24 protein-coding genes are annotated in these 18,066 nt (G+C 64.1%); 11 read left to right on the top strand and 13 right to left on the bottom strand.

Annotation, left to right across the window (positions count from 1 at the left end):
- A partial coding sequence (locus HNS03_RS24710) for a helix-turn-helix domain-containing protein (RefSeq protein WP_367198717.1) occupies positions 1 to 125 on the bottom strand: 125 nt, incomplete at its 3' end.
- A gap of 277 nt (positions 126 to 402) precedes the next feature.
- Between HNS03_RS24710 and HNS03_RS24705 the strand changes: the two genes are divergently transcribed.
- The 10 genes from HNS03_RS24705 (at position 403) to HNS03_RS24660 (ending at position 6,089) form a co-directional block, all read left to right on the top strand.
- Entirely contained in the window at positions 403 to 1,749 is a 1,347-nt protein-coding gene (locus HNS03_RS24705) for a Fic family protein (protein WP_367198716.1), read from the top strand.
- A 326-nt stretch (positions 1,750 to 2,075) separates the two neighbouring features.
- Positions 2,076 to 2,336, top strand: a complete 261-nt coding sequence (locus tag HNS03_RS24700; protein WP_367198715.1) for a hypothetical protein — start codon at positions 2,076 to 2,078, stop codon at positions 2,334 to 2,336.
- On the top strand, positions 2,329 to 2,496 hold the full coding sequence (locus HNS03_RS24695; RefSeq protein WP_367198714.1) for a hypothetical protein: 168 nt from the start codon (positions 2,329 to 2,331) through the stop codon (positions 2,494 to 2,496). Before HNS03_RS24700 ends, HNS03_RS24695 begins: the two co-directional genes overlap by 8 nt.
- A 124-nt stretch (positions 2,497 to 2,620) precedes the next feature.
- Entirely contained in the window at positions 2,621 to 3,139 is a 519-nt protein-coding gene (locus HNS03_RS24690) for a hypothetical protein (RefSeq protein WP_367198713.1), read from the top strand.
- 2 nt (positions 3,140 to 3,141) lie between these two features.
- Positions 3,142 to 3,906, top strand: coding sequence for a hypothetical protein (locus HNS03_RS24685; RefSeq protein WP_367198712.1), 765 nt, complete (start codon positions 3,142 to 3,144; stop codon positions 3,904 to 3,906).
- Positions 3,903 to 4,490 carry a hypothetical protein gene (locus HNS03_RS24680; RefSeq protein ID WP_367198711.1) on the top strand — a complete coding sequence of 196 codons (588 nt, stop codon included), beginning with the start codon at positions 3,903 to 3,905 and terminating at the stop codon, positions 4,488 to 4,490. The genes HNS03_RS24685 and HNS03_RS24680 overlap by 4 nt, the downstream gene beginning before the upstream one ends.
- Complete coding sequence (locus HNS03_RS24675) at positions 4,487 to 4,855, top strand: hypothetical protein (RefSeq protein WP_367198710.1); 369 nt, start codon at positions 4,487 to 4,489, stop codon at positions 4,853 to 4,855. Before HNS03_RS24680 ends, HNS03_RS24675 begins: the two co-directional genes overlap by 4 nt.
- On the top strand, positions 4,852 to 5,082 hold the full coding sequence (locus HNS03_RS24670) for a hypothetical protein (RefSeq protein WP_367198709.1): 231 nt from the start codon (positions 4,852 to 4,854) through the stop codon (positions 5,080 to 5,082). The genes HNS03_RS24675 and HNS03_RS24670 overlap by 4 nt, the downstream gene beginning before the upstream one ends.
- Before the next feature lie 84 nt (positions 5,083 to 5,166).
- Positions 5,167 to 5,508 (top strand): hypothetical protein, encoded by a 342-nt coding sequence (locus tag HNS03_RS24665; RefSeq protein WP_367198708.1) that lies wholly within the window; start codon positions 5,167 to 5,169, stop codon positions 5,506 to 5,508.
- A 20-nt stretch (positions 5,509 to 5,528) separates the two neighbouring features.
- Positions 5,529 to 6,089: a hypothetical protein gene (locus HNS03_RS24660; protein WP_367198707.1), complete on the top strand. Its 561-nt coding sequence runs from the start codon at positions 5,529 to 5,531 to the stop codon at positions 6,087 to 6,089.
- 142 nt (positions 6,090 to 6,231) lie between these two features.
- Here the strand turns inward: HNS03_RS24660 and cas9 (HNS03_RS24655) are convergent, their stop codons facing one another.
- From cas9 (HNS03_RS24655) to HNS03_RS24635, 5 genes are all read right to left on the bottom strand, one after another.
- A complete protein-coding gene (cas9, locus tag HNS03_RS24655; protein ID WP_367198706.1) occupies positions 6,232 to 7,422 on the bottom strand; it encodes a type II CRISPR RNA-guided endonuclease Cas9 in 1,191 nt (396 codons plus the stop codon).
- A complete protein-coding gene (gene cas9, locus HNS03_RS24650; RefSeq protein ID WP_367198705.1) occupies positions 7,409 to 9,547 on the bottom strand; it encodes a type II CRISPR RNA-guided endonuclease Cas9 in 2,139 nt (712 codons plus the stop codon). The genes cas9 (HNS03_RS24655) and cas9 (HNS03_RS24650) overlap by 14 nt, the downstream gene beginning before the upstream one ends.
- Before the next feature lie 230 nt (positions 9,548 to 9,777).
- Complete coding sequence (locus HNS03_RS24645; protein ID WP_367198704.1) at positions 9,778 to 9,993, bottom strand: hypothetical protein; 216 nt, start codon at positions 9,991 to 9,993, stop codon at positions 9,778 to 9,780.
- Positions 9,994 to 10,344: 351 nt separating this feature from the next.
- A complete protein-coding gene (locus HNS03_RS24640) occupies positions 10,345 to 10,656 on the bottom strand; it encodes a HigA family addiction module antitoxin (RefSeq protein ID WP_367198703.1) in 312 nt (103 codons plus the stop codon).
- Positions 10,657 to 10,665: 9 nt separating this feature from the next.
- A complete protein-coding gene (locus HNS03_RS24635) occupies positions 10,666 to 10,950 on the bottom strand; it encodes a type II toxin-antitoxin system RelE/ParE family toxin (RefSeq protein ID WP_367198702.1) in 285 nt (94 codons plus the stop codon).
- A gap of 399 nt (positions 10,951 to 11,349) precedes the next feature.
- Here HNS03_RS24635 and HNS03_RS24630 point away from each other — a divergent pair, with 399 nt between their 5' ends.
- Positions 11,350 to 13,689 carry a DotA/TraY family protein gene (locus HNS03_RS24630; RefSeq protein WP_367198701.1) on the top strand — a complete coding sequence of 780 codons (2,340 nt, stop codon included), beginning with the start codon at positions 11,350 to 11,352 and terminating at the stop codon, positions 13,687 to 13,689.
- A 94-nt stretch (positions 13,690 to 13,783) separates the two neighbouring features.
- On the opposite strand, the gene HNS03_RS24625 is transcribed toward HNS03_RS24630, so the two are convergent.
- From HNS03_RS24625 to HNS03_RS24595, 7 genes are all read right to left on the bottom strand, one after another.
- Positions 13,784 to 14,029: a hypothetical protein gene (locus HNS03_RS24625; RefSeq protein ID WP_367198700.1), complete on the bottom strand. Its 246-nt coding sequence runs from the start codon at positions 14,027 to 14,029 to the stop codon at positions 13,784 to 13,786.
- Between the two features lie 713 nt (positions 14,030 to 14,742).
- Positions 14,743 to 15,240, bottom strand: coding sequence for a hypothetical protein (locus HNS03_RS24620; protein WP_367198699.1), 498 nt, complete (start codon positions 15,238 to 15,240; stop codon positions 14,743 to 14,745).
- Positions 15,241 to 15,401: 161 nt separating this feature from the next.
- Positions 15,402 to 15,701, bottom strand: coding sequence for a hypothetical protein (locus tag HNS03_RS24615; RefSeq protein WP_367198698.1), 300 nt, complete (start codon positions 15,699 to 15,701; stop codon positions 15,402 to 15,404).
- Positions 15,698 to 16,180, bottom strand: coding sequence for a hypothetical protein (locus HNS03_RS24610; protein WP_367198697.1), 483 nt, complete (start codon positions 16,178 to 16,180; stop codon positions 15,698 to 15,700). The genes HNS03_RS24615 and HNS03_RS24610 overlap by 4 nt, the downstream gene beginning before the upstream one ends.
- A 369-nt stretch (positions 16,181 to 16,549) precedes the next feature.
- Positions 16,550 to 16,816: a hypothetical protein gene (locus HNS03_RS24605; protein WP_367198696.1), complete on the bottom strand. Its 267-nt coding sequence runs from the start codon at positions 16,814 to 16,816 to the stop codon at positions 16,550 to 16,552.
- Between the two features lie 14 nt (positions 16,817 to 16,830).
- Positions 16,831 to 17,445 carry a hypothetical protein gene (locus HNS03_RS24600; protein WP_367198695.1) on the bottom strand — a complete coding sequence of 205 codons (615 nt, stop codon included), beginning with the start codon at positions 17,443 to 17,445 and terminating at the stop codon, positions 16,831 to 16,833.
- Between the two features lie 50 nt (positions 17,446 to 17,495).
- The coding region (locus tag HNS03_RS24595) for an RNA-guided endonuclease InsQ/TnpB family protein (protein WP_367198694.1) at positions 17,496 to 18,066 on the bottom strand (571 nt) is incomplete at its 5' end.

The following is an 18,066-nucleotide window of genomic DNA, read 5'->3' as shown; positions in this document are numbered from 1 at the left end:
TGCCGCCACCAGTCCCGTCGCTGCTCGAGGGCGAGATTGTGGACGAAGCGGCACGCGCCGGCGATGCGCGCCATCGCCGCGGCCTGGGTCGGCGTGGGGTAGAGGCGATAGACATTGGCGCGCATCTGCTCCATCCACAACTCGTACGAACTGGTCGCGTTTTTCGCAAGATGGATTGCGGCGCGCTGCCGTCGATTGTGCGCGAGCACGTCGAGAACCAGCGATAGACCGGCCCCTGACCCCGACCTGAAGAACGGGGTCAGGGGCAAAGATCGGTCAAAACGCGAACATTCGAAGAGAAGCGAAGGCCTCCATGCCGAGGGTGTTTTTATTCATTTATTATTCATGCGCACTTCGTGTTATCTAACCAGTTGAAACGACGATTGTTTTGGGAGGCATTTTATGCATCCGGTGTTCGCGATGAGGGATCTGCCGGAGTTGGAGCTCCAGATCGTCCGGGAGATGGCGAAGCCAGCCGGGCCTCGTGGTCTGACGCAGGGCGAAGTTGCGCGCCGGCTCCGCCCGGCGCGGGCGCAGCCGACCGTCTCGCGCGCGATGCAACGATTGATCGATGCGGGAATTCTCGAAAAAGCCGGCTCTCGTCGGAACGCCGCGTTCTCCCTGACGCCAGAAGCCACCTGGTTCGCAACCCCGCCGCATCTCCGGCCCGTCGTATCCTACGAGCCCGAACGCATCGCAAGCTACGTGCCCAACAAGACCTTCTGGCTGCCGATCGAAGCGGCCGAGAGGATGAAGGAACTCGGCCGCGGCGCGGCCGGTCCGCTCGACCCCTCAACCTACAGTCGTCAGATCGCAAACCGATTCCTGATCGACCTGTCCTGGGCGAGTTCGGTGCTCGAGGGAAACACTTACGACTATCTCGACACCGAGGTCCTTCTGCAGTTCGGCGAGAGGGCTGCGGGCCACGATGTCTTGGAAGCGGTTATGATCCTCAATCATAAGCGTGCGATTGATTATATTCTCGAGCGGGTTGGAGAAGACGTGTTCGAGATGAACTTCGTGCAGCGCCTACACGCACTGTTGATGAGAGACCTCATCGAACCTGACAAGCTCGGAACAATTCGACGGGACAACGTCCGGATAGGAGCAAGTGCCTACCACCCGAGCGGTGATTACATTCAGCTCCGAGCAGACCTTGGGTCGCTGCTGTGGAAGGCAGGGCAAATCGATGATCCGGCCGAGGCGTGCTTTTTCCTGCTCGCTGGCGCCTCCTATCTCCAGGCATTCAGCGACGGAAACAAGCGTGTCGGCCGGCTAATGTGCAACGTTCCGCTTCTCGCCGCCGGCATGCCGCCGCTCGCCTTCGTGGGGATGGACAAGGCGAATTATCTGACCGGCATCATCGCGTTCTACGAGCGCGCTGATGCTACCCCATTGGCAGAGGCGATTCTGGAGGGATACGAGGCGTCGGCCCCCAGCTACCGGGCCGCGATGGCGGTTCAGCGCGTACCCCGCTCGGTCGAGCTTCGGGAGAGGGACCGAATAGCCAGTCTGGTCCGCGCGTGCGTTCGAAGCCGTCTCGATCCGGAGGCTCGGGAAGCTTTCCTGGACGACAGTCTGAAGGACCTGGCCCCACCCGATCGAGAGGTGATTTCCGAAACGGTCCAAGAGGCGCTCGAGGCACTCACGCCGGAGAACGCGATCGTTTGGGACGTACCCGAGGCAGAGGCCGAAGCCTGGCAGCAGGCGCAAGGAGCGCACGACGCTGAGCCGGGCTGGGAGCCTTAGGGGCAGTCGGCTCTGGTAGACCTCCAAAACGATGAGAGTGTGTACCTGCCCATTCTCCAGTAATCGCTTTACATTTGACTGTTGGTCGATTCTACTATATAGTGACAGGCGTGTGTCCTAAGGACACACGCCTGTCACTATTAGTCTTTTTCGACGCTCTGGTCGTTTTCGTGGAGGCTTCTACAGGCGCCCTGTATTGTGCCACTACAATCGCGCACCAGGATTTATTCACTTCATTGATTTCGATAGATTTCAGTCCCATCTCGTATTTATTATTCTTGCTTCTCTTTTCTAGACATTGTCCCACCGGTTTCGGAGCGATGGCTATGCCCCTCGTCTGGCACGCCAAGAGCAGCGATCCGACTCATGGTCTCGCCAGGGACCCGGAGCACCCCGAGATCTGGGCGGTCTGCTATCACCGGGACATCAACGGGTCCGGCATCGATTGGCATTGGGCGCTCAACGCCCGGCTCAAGATCGGCGTTGGCTCGGCCGAGACCAAGGACGAGGCCAAGGCTGCAGTTGCTGCGGCCTACGAAGGATGGCTGAAGCGACGTCGATCCCGCGCGAGAGCCGCCGATGGCTGACCAGCCCGCTGGCGCGGCCTACATCGCCAAGCGCCTCGCCGAGCTCCGCGAGCTCGCGGAGACGCATCGCTACGACCTCCTCGTCTATCTCCTCGACGTCGCACACGAGGAGGCAGAGGCGCGCCTTCGCGAGGCCCTCACCGGCCCCAAAGGCAACTGACGCTGTCTCATTCACCGGTGCGATACTCTTACCCTCCTTTTGGGCTTGCAACATATACAGCAAATTGCTATAGGTCTTTGCGTCCGGCGGCCACCTCGGCACGCCCCCGGAAAGGGAGATGACAATGGCCAAAGCAACCTATTCCTGCCCCTCCTGCGGCAAGACGATCACGGTCGAGGGCCGCAATCGGCGCGACGCCGACCGGCGGGCCGCGTGGTACGCTGAGCAGGAGAAGCTCTGCCGCGCCTGCGAACAGGCCGAATTCAAGCGCGCTTATGAGACCGAGAAACAGGCGGTCCTCGCCTCCGCCGACGGCCTCCCGGTCCTCACCGGCGGCACCGACAAGCAGAACGATTTCGCCGCAGTCTGCCGCGCCCGCTTCCTGCCGGCGCTTGAAGCCGCGGCGGACGCCACGGTTGAGCACGCCGAGCGGATCTGCCGAAACCGCGACGACCGCGACCAGGCGGTCGCGGAGGTCCGCGAGGCCGTCAGCCTCCTGGTCCGGGAAATCCGCGAGACCGGCGACATCGATTTCTGGCTGGACACCGTCGGCCCCTCCGGCGCTGCCCGTGCCGACGAGATCCTCCTGAAAGCGTTCCAGCCCCGCCGCCACGACCTCGCGCCGACGTTCATGCGGGGCTAACCGTGGAGGAGGAGCTCGATTTTTCGGACCTGAGCGACGACCAGGTCGTTGACCTGGTCACGGCCCTGTGCGCAGAGGCCGCCCGGCGCGGCGCGGCGACCGACGCCGCCGCACGCGCCTCCATCCTGGACGAGGCCGAGCGGATCCGAATCGCCCGCGACGCCATGGCGGAGGAGAGCGGACGGTTGCGCTACGCGGAGCGCAGCCGGGTCGCCGAGGCCGCAAGGGCGCATGTGCGCGCCACCATGGCGGGCAAGCCGTTATTGACCCCGGCCGAGATTGTCGAGATCGAGGCGACGGCCCGCGCGATGGAGGAGGACGCGATGCGCGCCGAGGCGCGCGAGCGGGTCGCCCAGGCCGCGCGGGAGGACGTCCGTCGCCGCGATGAGGCCGCCGCGGAAGCGCAGCGCAGACAGGCTGCCGAGCGAGCGGCTGCCGAGGCCCGGGCTGTCGTCGCGGCCAAGCAGGCGCGCGAGATGGCGCTCCTGCGGGAGATTGCCGCCATCGTAGATCAGGACCCGGCCGAGATCTCGGTGATCGACGCCAACACCCGCCGGGGCAGGCGCATCATGATCAACCTCGGCCAGGAGCGCTACACGCATGATCATCTCGCCGACTACAGCGTGACCACTGGCGAGATCTCGACCAAGCGGGACTTGATCCGCCGCAAGCCGGATTTGGCCGGGGTGCTCGCCGGGTATGCCGCCAGTGGCGCGCCCGATCGCCACCTCGTCGGCGCCGACTATCCATGGAGTGCAGGGACATGACCACGAATCTGCCGACACCCAAATTGCAGGGCGTCCTCAATCGCGCCGCCCGGTCTCTGCCCAGAGAGACCGGCACGACGGCGACGGCCTCGAGGCGGGTCTCCGCCACCGGGCCCGCTCTTATCTGCGCCGACGTGTCCGGCTCGATGCAAGCGCCGGCCTGGGGCGGACGCGCTAAAATCGAGATCCTGAGAGAGGCGATCGCCGCGATCATGGGCGAGGGCGGCCGGCGGCTGATCACATTTTCCAGCCGCCCGACCGTCGACGCGCCCGGGATCGGCCCCGCCGGCGGCGGGACCGACCTCGCGGCGGCGCTCGCGGCGTGTCGCGAACTCGGCCCCTCTCACACGCTCGTCGTGTCGGACGGTCAGCCGGACAGCTCCACCGCGGCGTTGGCCGAGGCAGAGCGCCTGCCGGGCATCATCGACGTGCTTTACATCGGCCCGGACAGCGACCGCGCAGCGATGGATTTCATGCGCCAGCTCGCCCGAACCGGCATGGGCGCCTGCCGGTCCGCCGACATCGCTCGTACGCAGGTCGCGCTCGCGCGCGAGATCCGGCTGATGATCGAGCATCACCGATGAACCCCTCGACCAGCCACGGCGAGCGACGCTATCGCAAGCGAGGACCGCGGGCGCTTCCGCCGATGGTCGTCGATGGGCGGGACCTCGGACCGGCCATGACGCCGGGCGACGTCATGATCTGGCTCCGGCAAATCCTTGAGCTCGACGAGGTCGCCATCGTCGCGGCGATGTATGCCGGCGCCGCGCGGCTCGCCGAGGATCCGGAGTGCCTGCCCGACCTCGATCCGTCGGAAATCGCGCGCACGCTCGAAGAGGCCCGCGAGGTCAGCCGCTCGCGGGTCGACGCCTGGCGCAAGCGGGCCCGCCACATGACATGGCTCGAGCTGAGGGTGCTTTTAATCGGGCTGAGGGAGTCGGGCGCATGATCGACTGGGAAGGCGACCCGCGACCTTTTGCCGAAGTGCTCCACGCCTGGATGACGCACCGTGCTGGCGGCACCTACGGCGCCCGGCCGAAGGCGGCCGAAGAACTGCGCGTCAATCCAGCCACGCTCGCCGGCTGGCTCGCCGGACGCCCCTGTCGCCACGAGGCCGCGTTCCGCCGGATGATGGCTCTGATCGATCGATCCGCACCGCCCGCACGCGAGACGTGAGCCGAATGGTTATTGCGAAACATCATGCAGATTGCTATATATTGATCGTCAGGCGGCCGCCACGGCACGCCCCGAGCACGGGAGATGACGATGACCCCCGCAGAGATGAAGCGCGCCGGCGAACACACCAATCTCCTCATGGAGATGAGGCGCCGCGATGCCGTCGAATACCGGACCGCTCACATTCAGCCTGCGGAATTCGTGGCCGCGCTGACCGACGCCGAGTTGGCTCAAGCCATTTGGCCCATGGCCGGCCGAGAGGTGGTCCCCGGTTGGGGGATTGAATTCCCCGCCGCGACGGCCGAAGAGATCCAAGATTTTAGGGCGAGATCACAAGGGATGCGGATGTATCTCAAAGAGATCGACTGGAATGTGCCGGGAGAGCCGCCTCGGGCCGAAATCTGGCAGATCGACGAAGCCGAATGATTTGCCAGCGGAGAGTCGCGATGCCGATGACACGCCTTGCAGTCGGGGAAATGTGGCCGTGGCCTCTCGCCGGAGAGGGGCTGCAGGCCCTCATGACACCCGGCGAGGCGGCGCTTGGCATCACGCTCGTCGCCGGCATCTCCCGGCCGACCCGCGAGGAAGTGCGCGCGCTACGCAAAGGCAAGATCCGCGTGGCGCTCCTGCCCGCGCCGCCCCTCGTCTGGATCGTCCTTTCCGGCCAGGGACTATCGCTCGACGCTCCCTACGCGGTCGGTCTGCACGCGGCAGACCAGGCGCGCGCGATCCGCACTTCCGCTGCCGCGGTCGAGACCTGGCCGGCCACCGGCCGCGCGCCGGCGACGATCGCCGTCGTCGACGCATCCGATCGCATTGTCAAAGCGCTCCGCACCGTCAGTCTCACGCGGCCGTGGATGGCCGCTCTGTCCGCTGCACTCGCCTCATGTCCGGACGGGCTCTCGGTCGCCGCGCGGGATGCGGCCATCCGTCGTGACATGGTCCGATGGCCGACGACGGACGCCATGATCGCCTCTGCCGTGGCAGTCGAGCGCGCCGGGTTGTAGCTCCGCTGAAACGCTAGAAAGGCCCGCCCCCCGAAGGGACCGGGCCGCTTGAACCGTGGACGAATGAAGCGAAACGGCGGATCGCCGCGAAAAATGGCGCCGGTGCGATGAGGCCGGATTGCCGCATTGCACCACCCACGGCCTAAGAACGCCCGGTGCGAAATACCCGGCCAATCGGGTCCACGTAGACCTTTCGCGCGCCGGCTTTCTTCAGGCGCGCGTACGTCGCAAAGGTCCAACGCAATGGATCATCTGGATCCTCGTGCCGCTCGTCAATTCTCCCGGCTGCCTCATGGGGCGCCAGCCGTAGTCGCCTGGCAATAGGCTCCAAACCATAGATCCGCATTATCTGCCGCCCTTCGCCGAAGTCGGCCTCGATCAGATCGCCATTGTGAACCCGCATGACGAGCCGGGCGCCGGGATGGTCGCCCGGCCAGCCGGGGCGGTACCCCGGGCGATTTGCGTCGTAGACAGAAACCCCTTCCCCGAGCCATTCGCCTCCCGCAAGCTCGTAGATCTCCACCCGGTGATTGCCGCCCGACACATAGGCCTTTGCGTAGCTCGCGCCATGCTCCACGACCCGCACGGATTGCTTTGTCTTCAACAGACGCACCCGATGGATCGGACGAAGCTCACCGCCGACCCGGCGGGTCCGGCCGAACTCCGCAAGCGCCTTGGGAAGCTTCACGTCGTCGCGTTTAGCTGCGTAGGCGACCTCGCGCAGCGCCTCTCGAAGGTCCGCGTCCCGAACCCTGTCGATTTCGCCTTTGGTGAGCGTGTCGATGGGCTTTCGATAGACGAGATTGTACCGCTTACCGTCGATCTCCTCGTCGACTAGGCCGTAGGCGGTTCCCTCGTGAAGCTGGCCCGACGTCACATGGACGTCGTCCTGGGCGCCGACCGGCAGTCCGTGATCGGACTTGTGGCTGACGACGACGGTTTCGAGATGCCGCATCAGCTCCTCGCGAAAGCCAGGGAACGGCTCCGGAAAACTGTCGGGAGGAAACAGCCGGTCGAGCTGGAGATCCTCTGCGCGGCCTGCCTCCCGCGAAATCCGGTTTAGAAGCCCGCGATCGGTGCAGGCTAGAACGAAGGCGTCCACCGCATGATGCCGGTGGTCCTTCCGGTTTTTTGGCTGGTTGACGTCGGTGTAGTTGTGGCCGGGCAGCGTGTTGAGGCGCCACTTGGCGCGCAGCATCGCCGTCAGTTTTCCTGGCGAGACGTAGACCCGCTCACACACGAGCTTGAGATAGTCTCCGGCGAGGCGCGACATGTGCTGGGTATCGGTCAGATGACGGGCGAGATAGCCGCCCTCTGCCTCAAACCTCGCCATGGTGTCCGGCTGAAACCGGCGCGCCTTTCGCCGAAACAACCGCTCGGCACGCTCCACCGCCTCGCGGAGGTCGGCGCCCCACCACGCCTCTCCCGGCGCGATTTCCCTTCGCGCGGTTCGTCTTCCGGGTGCAGAGCACCTTGTTCAGGAAGCTGTCGTCGAGCGTCCTGGACATGGGCAGGATGTGGTCGACTTCGATGTCCCCGCGGAAGAGGCGTTCGATCGATATAGGCTCGCCGGAATAGACGCAGACACGCTCATCGGCCGGCAGTTCGTCATAGAGACGGAGCATCAGCCGGTTCGCGTAGGTGTCGGCAACGCCGATATCGGCAAGCCGCTGGCGGCGGCGATCGTTGGCGGCTTCGTTCTCGCGGTTTTCGCGCTCGATTTTTTGCTTTCCCTTCTTGTTGAGCTTCAACTCGCGACCGAGCTCGACAACGATCTCGGTCGGCGGACCGTAGACGTCGATGAGCGCGTTGACGATCTTGCGAAGCTGATTGAGGCCGATGTGGACGGTGGGGTTGGGCACCCGGCCGATCTGCTCCTGAGAGCCTTCGGCGGCGCCCGGCTTCGAGACCACGTGACGTGGCAGCACCTCGCCATAGTACGGCAACCGAGCGAGCGTCCGCTCAGGTCCTAGATTGGAATGATGGAGCGCCTCGTCGATCGCCTGCACGGCCTCGTCATATCTCAGAGGACGCGCCCGGATTTCCCCGGTCTGCGGATCGGTCCAGTCGCGGGTCTCCTCCTCCATGACGCGCACCAGGTCGGCAAGAACCTTGCGCCCGAACTGGCCGTGGCCCTGAGGCAGGCGGACCTTCTCGGAGATTCGCTCGGCGTCTTCAGGGGCGAGGCGGTACTGCTCGGCCAGCCAGCCCTCCATGGCGGCCGCGTCCTGAGTGTGGAGCATCCGTTCCACGACTTCTATTTGCCGTTCACGCGACAGGCCCCGCCACGTCTTGCCGAAGGCGTTCCGCGCGGCAAGCCGGGCACCCGTCTCGTCGGGCTTCAAACCCTTCCGCCCCGAGAGCTCGACGTTGAAGCGCACGTCGTCGGGGAACTTCAGCGCCTTGCGGAGCTGGTCGAAGGTCACCGCGTTGCCACTTCCGGCCATCAGCCTCGCGGCTGCGGCGTCACGCTCCTGCATGGTCAGGGGTCGCTCGGCCTCCCCGGCCCGCGTGACGCGAAGTTGGCAGAGATCCTGCAGAATCCGAAACCGCTGAAACAACGGATGGGCCTTCGGCGCCCGCTCCCCGAGATCAATCGGAAAGCCGTAGGGCGAGACCAGTTCCTCCTCGGGACGCAGCGTGCAGCGTCCGACCATGGGTTTCTTCAGCGGGCGCTGGTCGATGACGACATGGCGGATCTGATTGAAAAGCGCATCGGTCAGCTCGGGATGGTGTGGTGCCTGGGCGTGCCAGATCGCCGTCAGCTCCTCCTCGACCAGCTCACGCGACGGATAGAAGTCGTAGAGTGTCTTCGCGCCCTCGGTCCTCGGCCGGAACCGGACGGTCTGCGGCGTCATGTGGCCGTCGCCGGCCTTCAACCGGTTGCCGAACTTGTCGCGCGCGTGTCGCCGCGCCAGGAGTTCCCCGAGCGTGCGGGCGTTCTCCTCCTGCAGCGCCGCGCGGAGAGCCTTCATGCCCTCCTTCGTCGCCCCTTTCTCGCCATCGCCCGCGTCGGCGATGCGATTGGACTTGGAGCCACGGCGCTGGTTCAAATGGAAGATCGCTCGGCCGATCTCGTGGAGCGCCAGAGGCTCGCGCAAAGCCGCGGCCCGCAGCCAATAGGGATCGAGCTTCTCCAGCGCCTTGCGGTCGGTCACGCTCGCGGGCATCAAGCCGGCATGGACGAGAAGACCCATCAGCCGCTTTTGTCGACGTTGGAAGCGATCGCGGCGGCGGCGCATGGCCCGCGCGGTGCGACGGTCGGCAGCAAGCGACTGCTTCGACTGCGGATCGCGTCCAGCCTCCTCGTTGGGCGTCAGGATGCGGACGCCAAGGTCGAGGATGCCAACCGGCCTGTATCCCGTCCCGCCGCGTTCACCTGCGCCCGTTGTTGCCAGTTCAACGGCGCACCAACCGATCGAGTTGGTGCCTAAATCGAGTCCGAGACGCCAAGACATTCTTGAAATCCTCGCCCTATTCTGCTTTTCTCACAGATGGAAATGAGGTCCACCCGTTAACAAGCACTCCAAGTGCAGAAAATCGATGCCGGTAGGCCCCGTGCCTGCCGGCATTCGTCCTTCGCGGGTTATGGTACCCGATCGGCCTCTCACACACGATTCTCTTGCTGTCGAATGCACTGCATTTTCGCAGAGGGCCGCAGGTGACCTCATTTCCGTAGCTGCAACGCCTAAGTATCCGCGCTACGCTCCTTGCGCCGGACTGCCCGCTTGATCTCATCCATGTCCTGCGCTGTCGCGACTCCGCTGTTGTCGCCCTCTGCGATCATCGTCCGGAGCTCTTCGAGCTTCGCTTGTTGTCTCTTCTCATGCGCCTGGGACCAGTCGATTGCATCGCTCACGTCCTCACCAGCGTCAAACTTCTTGTCGAATTCAGATGCTTTCATAGTGGCTGTTCTCCTCAGTTCAGACCCGCTTGCGGCTGGACCTCAATTCCGTAGCTGCTACACTTCCTCGAGTTCGGCCATTAACCGGCGCTCAGTTGCGGCTGGACCTCATTTCCGTAGCTGCTACACTCTGCCTCAGGCCCACGGTGCCGTCAGCTGTGTTGCGGCTGGACCTCATTTCCGTAGCTGCTACACTCGTCGTGTGGCTAAGCCCCGCCTCGGCGGGGCTTTTTTCTTGCCCGCCGGCGCGTGGAAATGCGCCCCGGCCGCGTCCGGACGGCGCCGAACGCGCCGTTTTCACGACCCCGTTCCCGAAGGGTTCCCTCCGGTTTGCCAGCAGCCGGAGCCTGTTCACGCCGGCTGCCCCGACGGCCTCGCAGAGGTTTCCTTCGTCGGCAGGTGACGGATCGCCTCGCCCGTTTCCGAATGGGCGACGGCGAGATCATACTGGGTCTGCAGGTTGAGCCAGAACTGCGGATCCGTGCCGAACCAGTGTCCGAAACGAAGGGCCGTGTCCCCCGTGATCGATCGCTTTCCCGCGATGATCTGGGAGACCCGGTTGGCCGGCACGTCGATCTGACGCGCGAACTCTGTCGGAGTGATTCCGAGTTCTGCAAGTTCATCCTGCAATACCAGACCGGGATGCACTGCCCTCGCCAGCATCTTTCTTCCTCAATGATAGTCTACGATTTCCACATTTGACGGCCCCGACTGATCGCTCGGCCACTCGAAACAGACGCGCCACTGTTGATTGATGCGGATCGAGTATTGGCCCGAGCGATTGCCCTTTAGCGATTCGAGCCGATTGCTCGGTAGCGCTCGCAGAGTGGCCAGGTCCGGTGCAGCGTTCAAAATTGCCAACCGCTTTGCCGCCTGCGCATCGATCCCGCTGAACGCTCGCACGTACCGGCCGGCCGCGAAAGCCGCTGTCCTCTTATCTCGGAAGCTTAGGATCATTGGGCGGAAAGGTAGGGGAATGTACGCGGTACGTCAAGCGTATATGCTAGCTGACGGCCGCGCTTCCGGGGCGTTGCGGCTGGACCTCAATTCCGTAGCTGCTACACTGACGAGCACGTTGTAGAAGAAGAGCAGCCCGTTGCGGCTGGACCTCATTTCCGTAGCTGCTACACTCGTCGTGTGGCTAAGCCCCGCCTCGGCGGGGCTTTTTTCTTGCCGGCCGGGGCGCGGAAATGCGCCCCGGCCGCGTCCGGACGGCGCCGAGCGCGCCGTTTTCACGACCCCGTTCCCGAAGGGTTCTTCGCAGTGGCGTCCGTGAGTAAATGAGCTAGGATACATTTTCGCAGACCGTGATGCGCGGTCGAGATGGCTGGTTGCCAACGTGCTCGAGGCGACGCGATGAGATCCATAATTTCCTATTTTCGCAATCCTGCCGCCGGTCGACTCATCCGCGGCGGAGCGATCGGCGCGCTCGTCGCCGGACTGCTCATCATGTCGACGGTCCCCGGGTTCGCCCAAGCGGAATATGATGGCTTCACCAGTGACGATGCCGCGGCGTGGTTCAGCTCTGAGACTGGCGACCCCTACAGCTCGGTCTTCCTCAACCAGATCTTCGGCCCCCTTTTCCCGTCCGCCGACGGCGGCGGCGCCGGCCGCACCTTCCTCTCAACGATCATCGGCTTTTTTAACGTGATCTGCTTGGCCGTTGGCGGCCTCCTCTTCTTCTACAACGTGCTCGTGGGGGTCTTACAGAGCGCGCACGAGGGTGTCATCCTGGGGCAACGCTGGTCCACGCTCTGGGGCCCGCTCCGCGTCATCCTGGCGGTCGGGATGCTTGTCCCACTCCCGGGCCTCTCAGGCTACAACGTCTTGCAAGCGACCATCGCGATAATAGTGAAGGGATCCACCGAGGGCGCGAGCTTCATCTGGGGGGAGGCAACGGAGCTCCTGCTCGATGACGCCACCCCGATCATTGCCGCCAATGGGTCGATGCCGGCGGACGTGACCGAGGCGCTTTGGCAGATGTCGGCCTGCCTTGCTTTGTCGGGATACCAGTACGGCGTTGCCGGCGGCACGCCGCCCCAGCCGGTCCAGCAGCAGAGCGAGAACGGCCGCTACATCCTTACGACGGCGCTTGGCGACAACCGGACCGGCATCTGCGGGTCGATCCGGACGCCCCGGACCCCGGCCGCCCTGCAGCGCGAGGAGACCAAAGACTTGGCACCGGAATTCCAGGCGATCCAGCGCGACGCCCTGATCGCCGGGCTGCAGGTCTTTGCTTCCATGGCCGGCGACTTCGTCAAGGCCGCGCTCGCCGGCGAGTCGCCGCCCGTGGTCCCGGTCCGGCAGGCTCACGCGGCGATGAGGGACGTCTACGACGAGAGGATGGAATCGCTGCGCCGCAAGCTCGCGTCCGACGACGGCCAGACCGGCCGCGCCCGCGACATGCTGGCCAGATACATCAGCGGTGGCAACTGCGGCCGCCGCTCCTCCAACCCGGAAGCCGTCGAGTGTTTTGGCCAGGGCTGGATCGGGGCGGGCAGCTGGTACATGACCGTCGCTCGCTTGAACGCCGAGATCTTGACCGTCCTGCAAGCCCGCCCGGACGTCGTGAATGGCCCTTCATATTTTGCCAATACGGTCGAGGTCGGGGCGCTTACGAACTGGAATCCCTTCTCGCGGCGCGCCTGGTCGTCCATCGTCGGCCCTACTGATGAAGAGCTTCAATCGACGGCCGAGGCGCGCAAGGTTTACGCGGCGGCTGACTGGGGCTTCCAGTATGCGGCCGCCGAGCTCGCCGCGCTCGGCTATCCGCTCAATCCCGACCTCGTTCAGGACGCGCAGGCCGACGACAGCTCGGGCGGATGGGCCAGTCTCATTGACAAAGCCTTCACTGGACGAGGAGTTGATGCCGCCAATTTTCTCGCAGAGATCTTCGACCCGTCGCGATATTCGGAGGATCCGATGGTCGGCATCGTCCGGCTCGGCCATCGCCTCACCGACGCGACGGCTGCGCTGATCATCGGGATCAGCCTGGGCTCGTTCTTCACTTCGGCCGCCGGTGCCCTGCTGCAACTCCCGCTGGCGACCCTGCTCGCCGCCGGCACGTCCATGGCCTTTATCCTGCCGATGCTGCCCTTTATCCTATGGGTGATCTCGGTGACCGGCTACTTTCTTCTGGTTGCCGAGGCCATCGTCGCCGCCAATCTCTGGGCGATCGCACATCTTCGCATGGAAGGCGAAGGTTTTGCCGGGCAATCGGCGCAGCAGGGCTACCTTCTGATCCTTTCCCTCTTTTTGACACCGATCCTGATGATCTTCGGATTTCTCATCGGGATGATGATTTTCAAAGTGACGAGCGCGATCATCGACATGGGATTCTATTACATGCTGTCATCCCTGGGCGTCGGCGGCAGCTTGAGCTGGCTCTTCGGGATCATCGCCGTCTCGGTCATGATCGTGTTGTCGTACATCGTGTTGATCGAGCGGTCCTTCTCGCTCGTGAGCGAGTTCCCCAATCGCGTGTTGCGGTGGATCGGGGGCTCCGCCGACGTCAGCTCCAACGAAGGCCGCGCCCAGCAGGCAGCCCTTGGGTCGGCGATCGTGACCGGTGGTGCCGGCGCTCAAGCGACCCAGGGTGCTGCGACCGGCTTCGGCCGTGGCGTTCGGGCGGGCGCGCGTTGGGCCGGCCGGAACCGGAACCGGGCGTCGGACGATAGCCCGCCGCCCGGCGACTGATCCCGGCAGGTATCGGACAAAAAGAGGCCGCCGCCGAGAAACTCGGCGGCGGCCTCAATTCGTCGTGGCCTCAGATGTCAGATCGGTGATGCGCCTACTGGCGCCGCATCACCCACCAATGGTGGATCCAGAAGGCGGCGATGATCAGAAGGGTCAGCTGGCCGATCGGCTCGCCCCAACGGGCGACAACGTCCTGGCGGTACGGCACATCGCCGAGCGGCACAGCCCAGAAGGCCGCAACGATAGCGAGCGGCACCGACAGGCCGGCAAACGCCACGTACAGCGCCTTGCCGATCACGCTACCCACGGCGCCAAGCGCCTCCTTCACTGCAGTTGCCATCTCGACCTCCCGCGCGCTCTTGCAGCGCGTCTCGGGTGAACTTCCGTGGGTCACACTTCGCAACCCTTGCGCTTTCAATATAGCAGCTCAACCTGGGCGGTCAAGTGCTTTTTCACAAATATGTCTCGTCCTTACGTAAGTCGAGTGCTGAAACAGGCAATAGAGTTCACGCGGCCACTGTTGTGCGTGTATATGGATCAGTCACTTAAACGGATATCTTCAATAAATAGCGGTATCCCTATTTGTAATGGTCAAGCTTTACTTGTTGGTGCTCGACCCCCTGGTGCGCCATGTCGGCGCCGTCTGCGTAAGCGGGCCTTGACGAAGTTCTTGTTTTGTTCGATTCCATCTGTTGATGGAGCGCCTTTCGGAATACCCCTTCGTCCTCGTCCGTGTGAGCTGCCGGTTCTGCCGACGGGAGGGCGTCTATCGCCTTGCGCGGCTCGCTTATAAGTTCGGCAGCGAGGTGGCCTTGGACGAGCTCCTCGACATTCTGGCCAGGGATTGCCCTTGGCGGGACCCGAAGGTCCGGCGGAAGCTTGCCAACGACGAGAAGTGCGGGGCTCACTTCCCGGATATCATACGGCCGCCGCACCCACCGGACCTACCCCCGGGCTCCAGACCGCTGCGCGTGATCGAAGGCGGCCGATCCACATCGGGCCCGGAAGAATCCGTCCGGTCGGTCGACAGTCAAAAGGATGCGGGAGCCGCCTCTACTGGGCCTCGAAGTGGTGCCGTGCCACATCGGCTCTGAGCGCATCTTCTCGCCTCTGCAGCATCCGCGTGGTGACAATCGAGAGCCCCATCACAACGACAAGAGCCACGTCGAACAGGGCAAAGGCGAGGCCGCCGGCCGATGTCGCATTCGCAAAAAGAAGCGATGCGGTCACCAGCCCGATACTCCCGGTGACAACCAGCCGGGTCACTTCGTTGATCGGCCAGCGGGATGCATCCTGCGCGGAATGCTCGGGTTCTTGAACGGAGGATGTCATATCCCCTTCCGAACCCATCAGCTCCGCGTACGTTCTTTTGACCGCGCGATAGTCCAAGTGCATGCCGAGCCATTCGAAGAACAGGAGCACGCCGAAAGCTGCAACGGCCACGACGGTCCCTTCCCGTTCCGGTAGAAAGTATGCAGAAAACACAGAAGCAATAAGAGCAATGCGCGAAATGCCGACGGCGTCCGACGTGTAGCTCTTCCGACCACGCAAGGTAGCACTCCCCAATATTGTGAAATATACATCGCCACGAAGGGCGCCGGCTTTTGTATCGATACCGAAATCGAATTTTATCGTGTGGAGACAGCCAAGCCAAGTCAAGTCAACGTCTGGCGCGTTCGACGGTCGCCTTACACGCCGATCGGAGAGCGTGATCACGGAGAAGGACCATCATCCTCTCGGGACTGGGTTGTATGCTTCGGCTCCTCTTCCAGGACGATTTCCGTCTCCCGCCAGAACTCTCCATCTTCATCCACGAAGATACGACCTTTTCCGTCCGAGGGCCTGACGGGCTTCTGGCTATTCCAGTCGATTTCGGTTTCGCCGGCATAGCTGAAGCCGAGCTCACCGTTCGCCTCGCGCGAGAAACTGTCCTCGCCCAGTCGTGCCGTTCCGACGATTTCTTCTACCACCCCAACGATCCGCTTGCCGTCGGGTGTTAAGGCCGAGCTCATTGCGCTGTCTCCCTGCCGAGGCTTCTCGCCCATGCCGTCAACCCCTGCAGTCCGATGGTTTCGTCCTGCCCGCCGCTTTCCAACGCCTTCACGAAGCGCGCGAGACAGGTGTCGATCGCCCGGACGGCCCCTGCCCGGGTCCACCCCCAACCGTCCTCGGCCGCCAGGACGAAAACCCCGATCCGCAGTCCAGCGCTCGACGTGGGTCCGGTCACATGAAGACGACCGATCCCGCCCTCCCGTGGCACGAACTCGACGGGGAACCAGGGACGGTCCTGCCTCGAAAGGGCGCGCAACAGTTTTCTCGGGGTGACTCCTGCCGGGAGATCAGCCGACGTCAATAGACGGCCTATGGGCTCGGCCGACCAGTCCCACCAATCGACCGGCGGGCGCGTGATTGTCGAAATCGCCAAGGGGTTCGGAATGTAGGCGGCGACAGCGTCGACCGGGGTCCCGTCGGAGATCGACACCTGCAACATGGTGGCCTCACACGCGCACAATGGGTCTGTGAAAAACAGAATGGATCAACTAGAACAGGTACGGGCCCCGCGATCAAGCACGCTGACCGGGATTCCCGCCCGTGTTGACCGTCCTCGGCGGATTGGTGCGAAGGGAACCGGGAGACTGGCCCGCAACCACGGAGGACTGAGATATGCCGCAAACCTGCCCGACCTGTGGAGGAGCCCGGTTCGTTTCCACGCCTGAGACCTGCTACACCTGCGGCGGAAGCGGCCGACAGGGCGACGCAACCTGTCCGGCGTGTTTCGGGGCCGGCCAAAAGCAGCAGTCCAGGCCCTGTTCGACGTGCGGAGGGCGCGGGACGTTAGGGTAGCCGGCGCACCCCCTGCCTAGTCGAAATCGAACGTATCGTCGTCGCTCTCGAGCGCGCGGGCGCAGACCTCGTCGATTGCGTCTGCCGCTTCGGAGTCGATCACTGCGTCCTTGATGTCGGGCAGGCAGGTCCGGACGCGGCCCGCATCAGTTCCGGCCATTTCAGCGATCGCGTCCACTGTGGTATGGATCAAGATCACTGTGCCGCGGCGCTCGATTTCATCGAGCAGCGCCTCCATCGGCACTCTTCCCAGATCCGGCTCTCGTGCCGTTTCATTCGTCATCGGGAAGCCTCCTTCTAGAACCCAGGCGTGGGAGATCGGTCGCTCCTTACGAACGAGCGGTCCAAGCGAGTCACCTCCTCGTGCCGGCCGGTGTCGATGAGAAAGGGCATCGGCTCGCGGAGCCCCTGGGAATATTCTGCCTTGTCGACGAAGAAGTATCGCCCCTCGCTCGTCCGCGACCGATCTCCGCCGACGGTCGCCTCCACGGCGACCATGTCATCGGGGATGCCGTCGAATGCCGAGGAGGCATGGTATCCGGAAATGGCCTGAAGCTCGTGGGCGTGCTCGGCCTGCCAGGCCTGCAGCTTGAGCATGTAGCTCTGGCCGACCGATAGCCGCAGACCGGTGACGGCTTCGTAGGCCGCCGGTTTCCAATTCCGGCAGGTCCTCTCCGCTTCCGCGACCCGATGTGGCGAGAACGCGTCGCGGACCGCCAGCACGGCAATCGACCAATCGACGTCGCGCTCGTACCACCCGCCGGGCGCGCGGAACTCGGCGGGTACGCGTGCATTGCGGTCCTCGTCGAGCTTTATCCCTCCGTGCGACGGCGTTGAGCAGTAGAAGACGCCCTTCGCGAATTCATGGACGTATTCTACATTTCCCCAGGGGGTCCGTGAGCCGACTTGCATTGGTCCGTCCTCGTTGTCACACGAGTATGCTCATATGCACGCGTGAAAATTCAAAAACAAAAAGAAGCCCGCGAAAGGCGGGCTTCCCGAAGTGGATCGGTCGTTGCCTGCTCTGACCTCCTCCTCGGCCTGAAGGCCGAGGGTTCCTTTTGGGCTGCTGATGCGGCCCTCCGGGTGGTTCCTGCTTCGTCGGGCGCGCGATCGCGTCCCTCCACAGGCATCGACGACAGGCCCTGCCGCAGGATGGTCTTGGCCGCGTTGACGTCGGCATGGTCGGTGTGGCCGCAGGCGGTGCAGGCGAACACGGCCCGCGCCATCCGGCTTGCCCGATCCACGGCGCCGCAGGCCGAGCAGGTCTGCGACGTGTAGGCGGGTTCGACGGCGACCAGATGCCCGCCGCGGGCCGCCAGCTTGTAGGCCAGCGCCGTGCGGAAGGCGAACCAGCCGCCGTCGAGAATGGAACGGTTGAGGCCCGCCTTGGCACGCACGTTGCGCCCCGGCTCCTCAACCGTTCCCCGCGCCGACGCGGACATGGACCGCACCCGCAGGGCCTCGACCACGACGACGCCTTGGCTCTCGGCGATCGCGGTCGTCTGCTTGTGGATCCAGTCCCGCCGGATG

The sequence above is a fragment of the Amorphus sp. 3PC139-8 genome (genome assembly GCF_040750475.1).
Taxonomy (GTDB): Bacteria; Pseudomonadota; Alphaproteobacteria; order Rhizobiales; family Amorphaceae; genus Amorphus.
The sequence above is the reverse complement of the archived record's forward strand: the minus strand, read 5'-3'. Positions and strand labels throughout refer to the sequence as shown.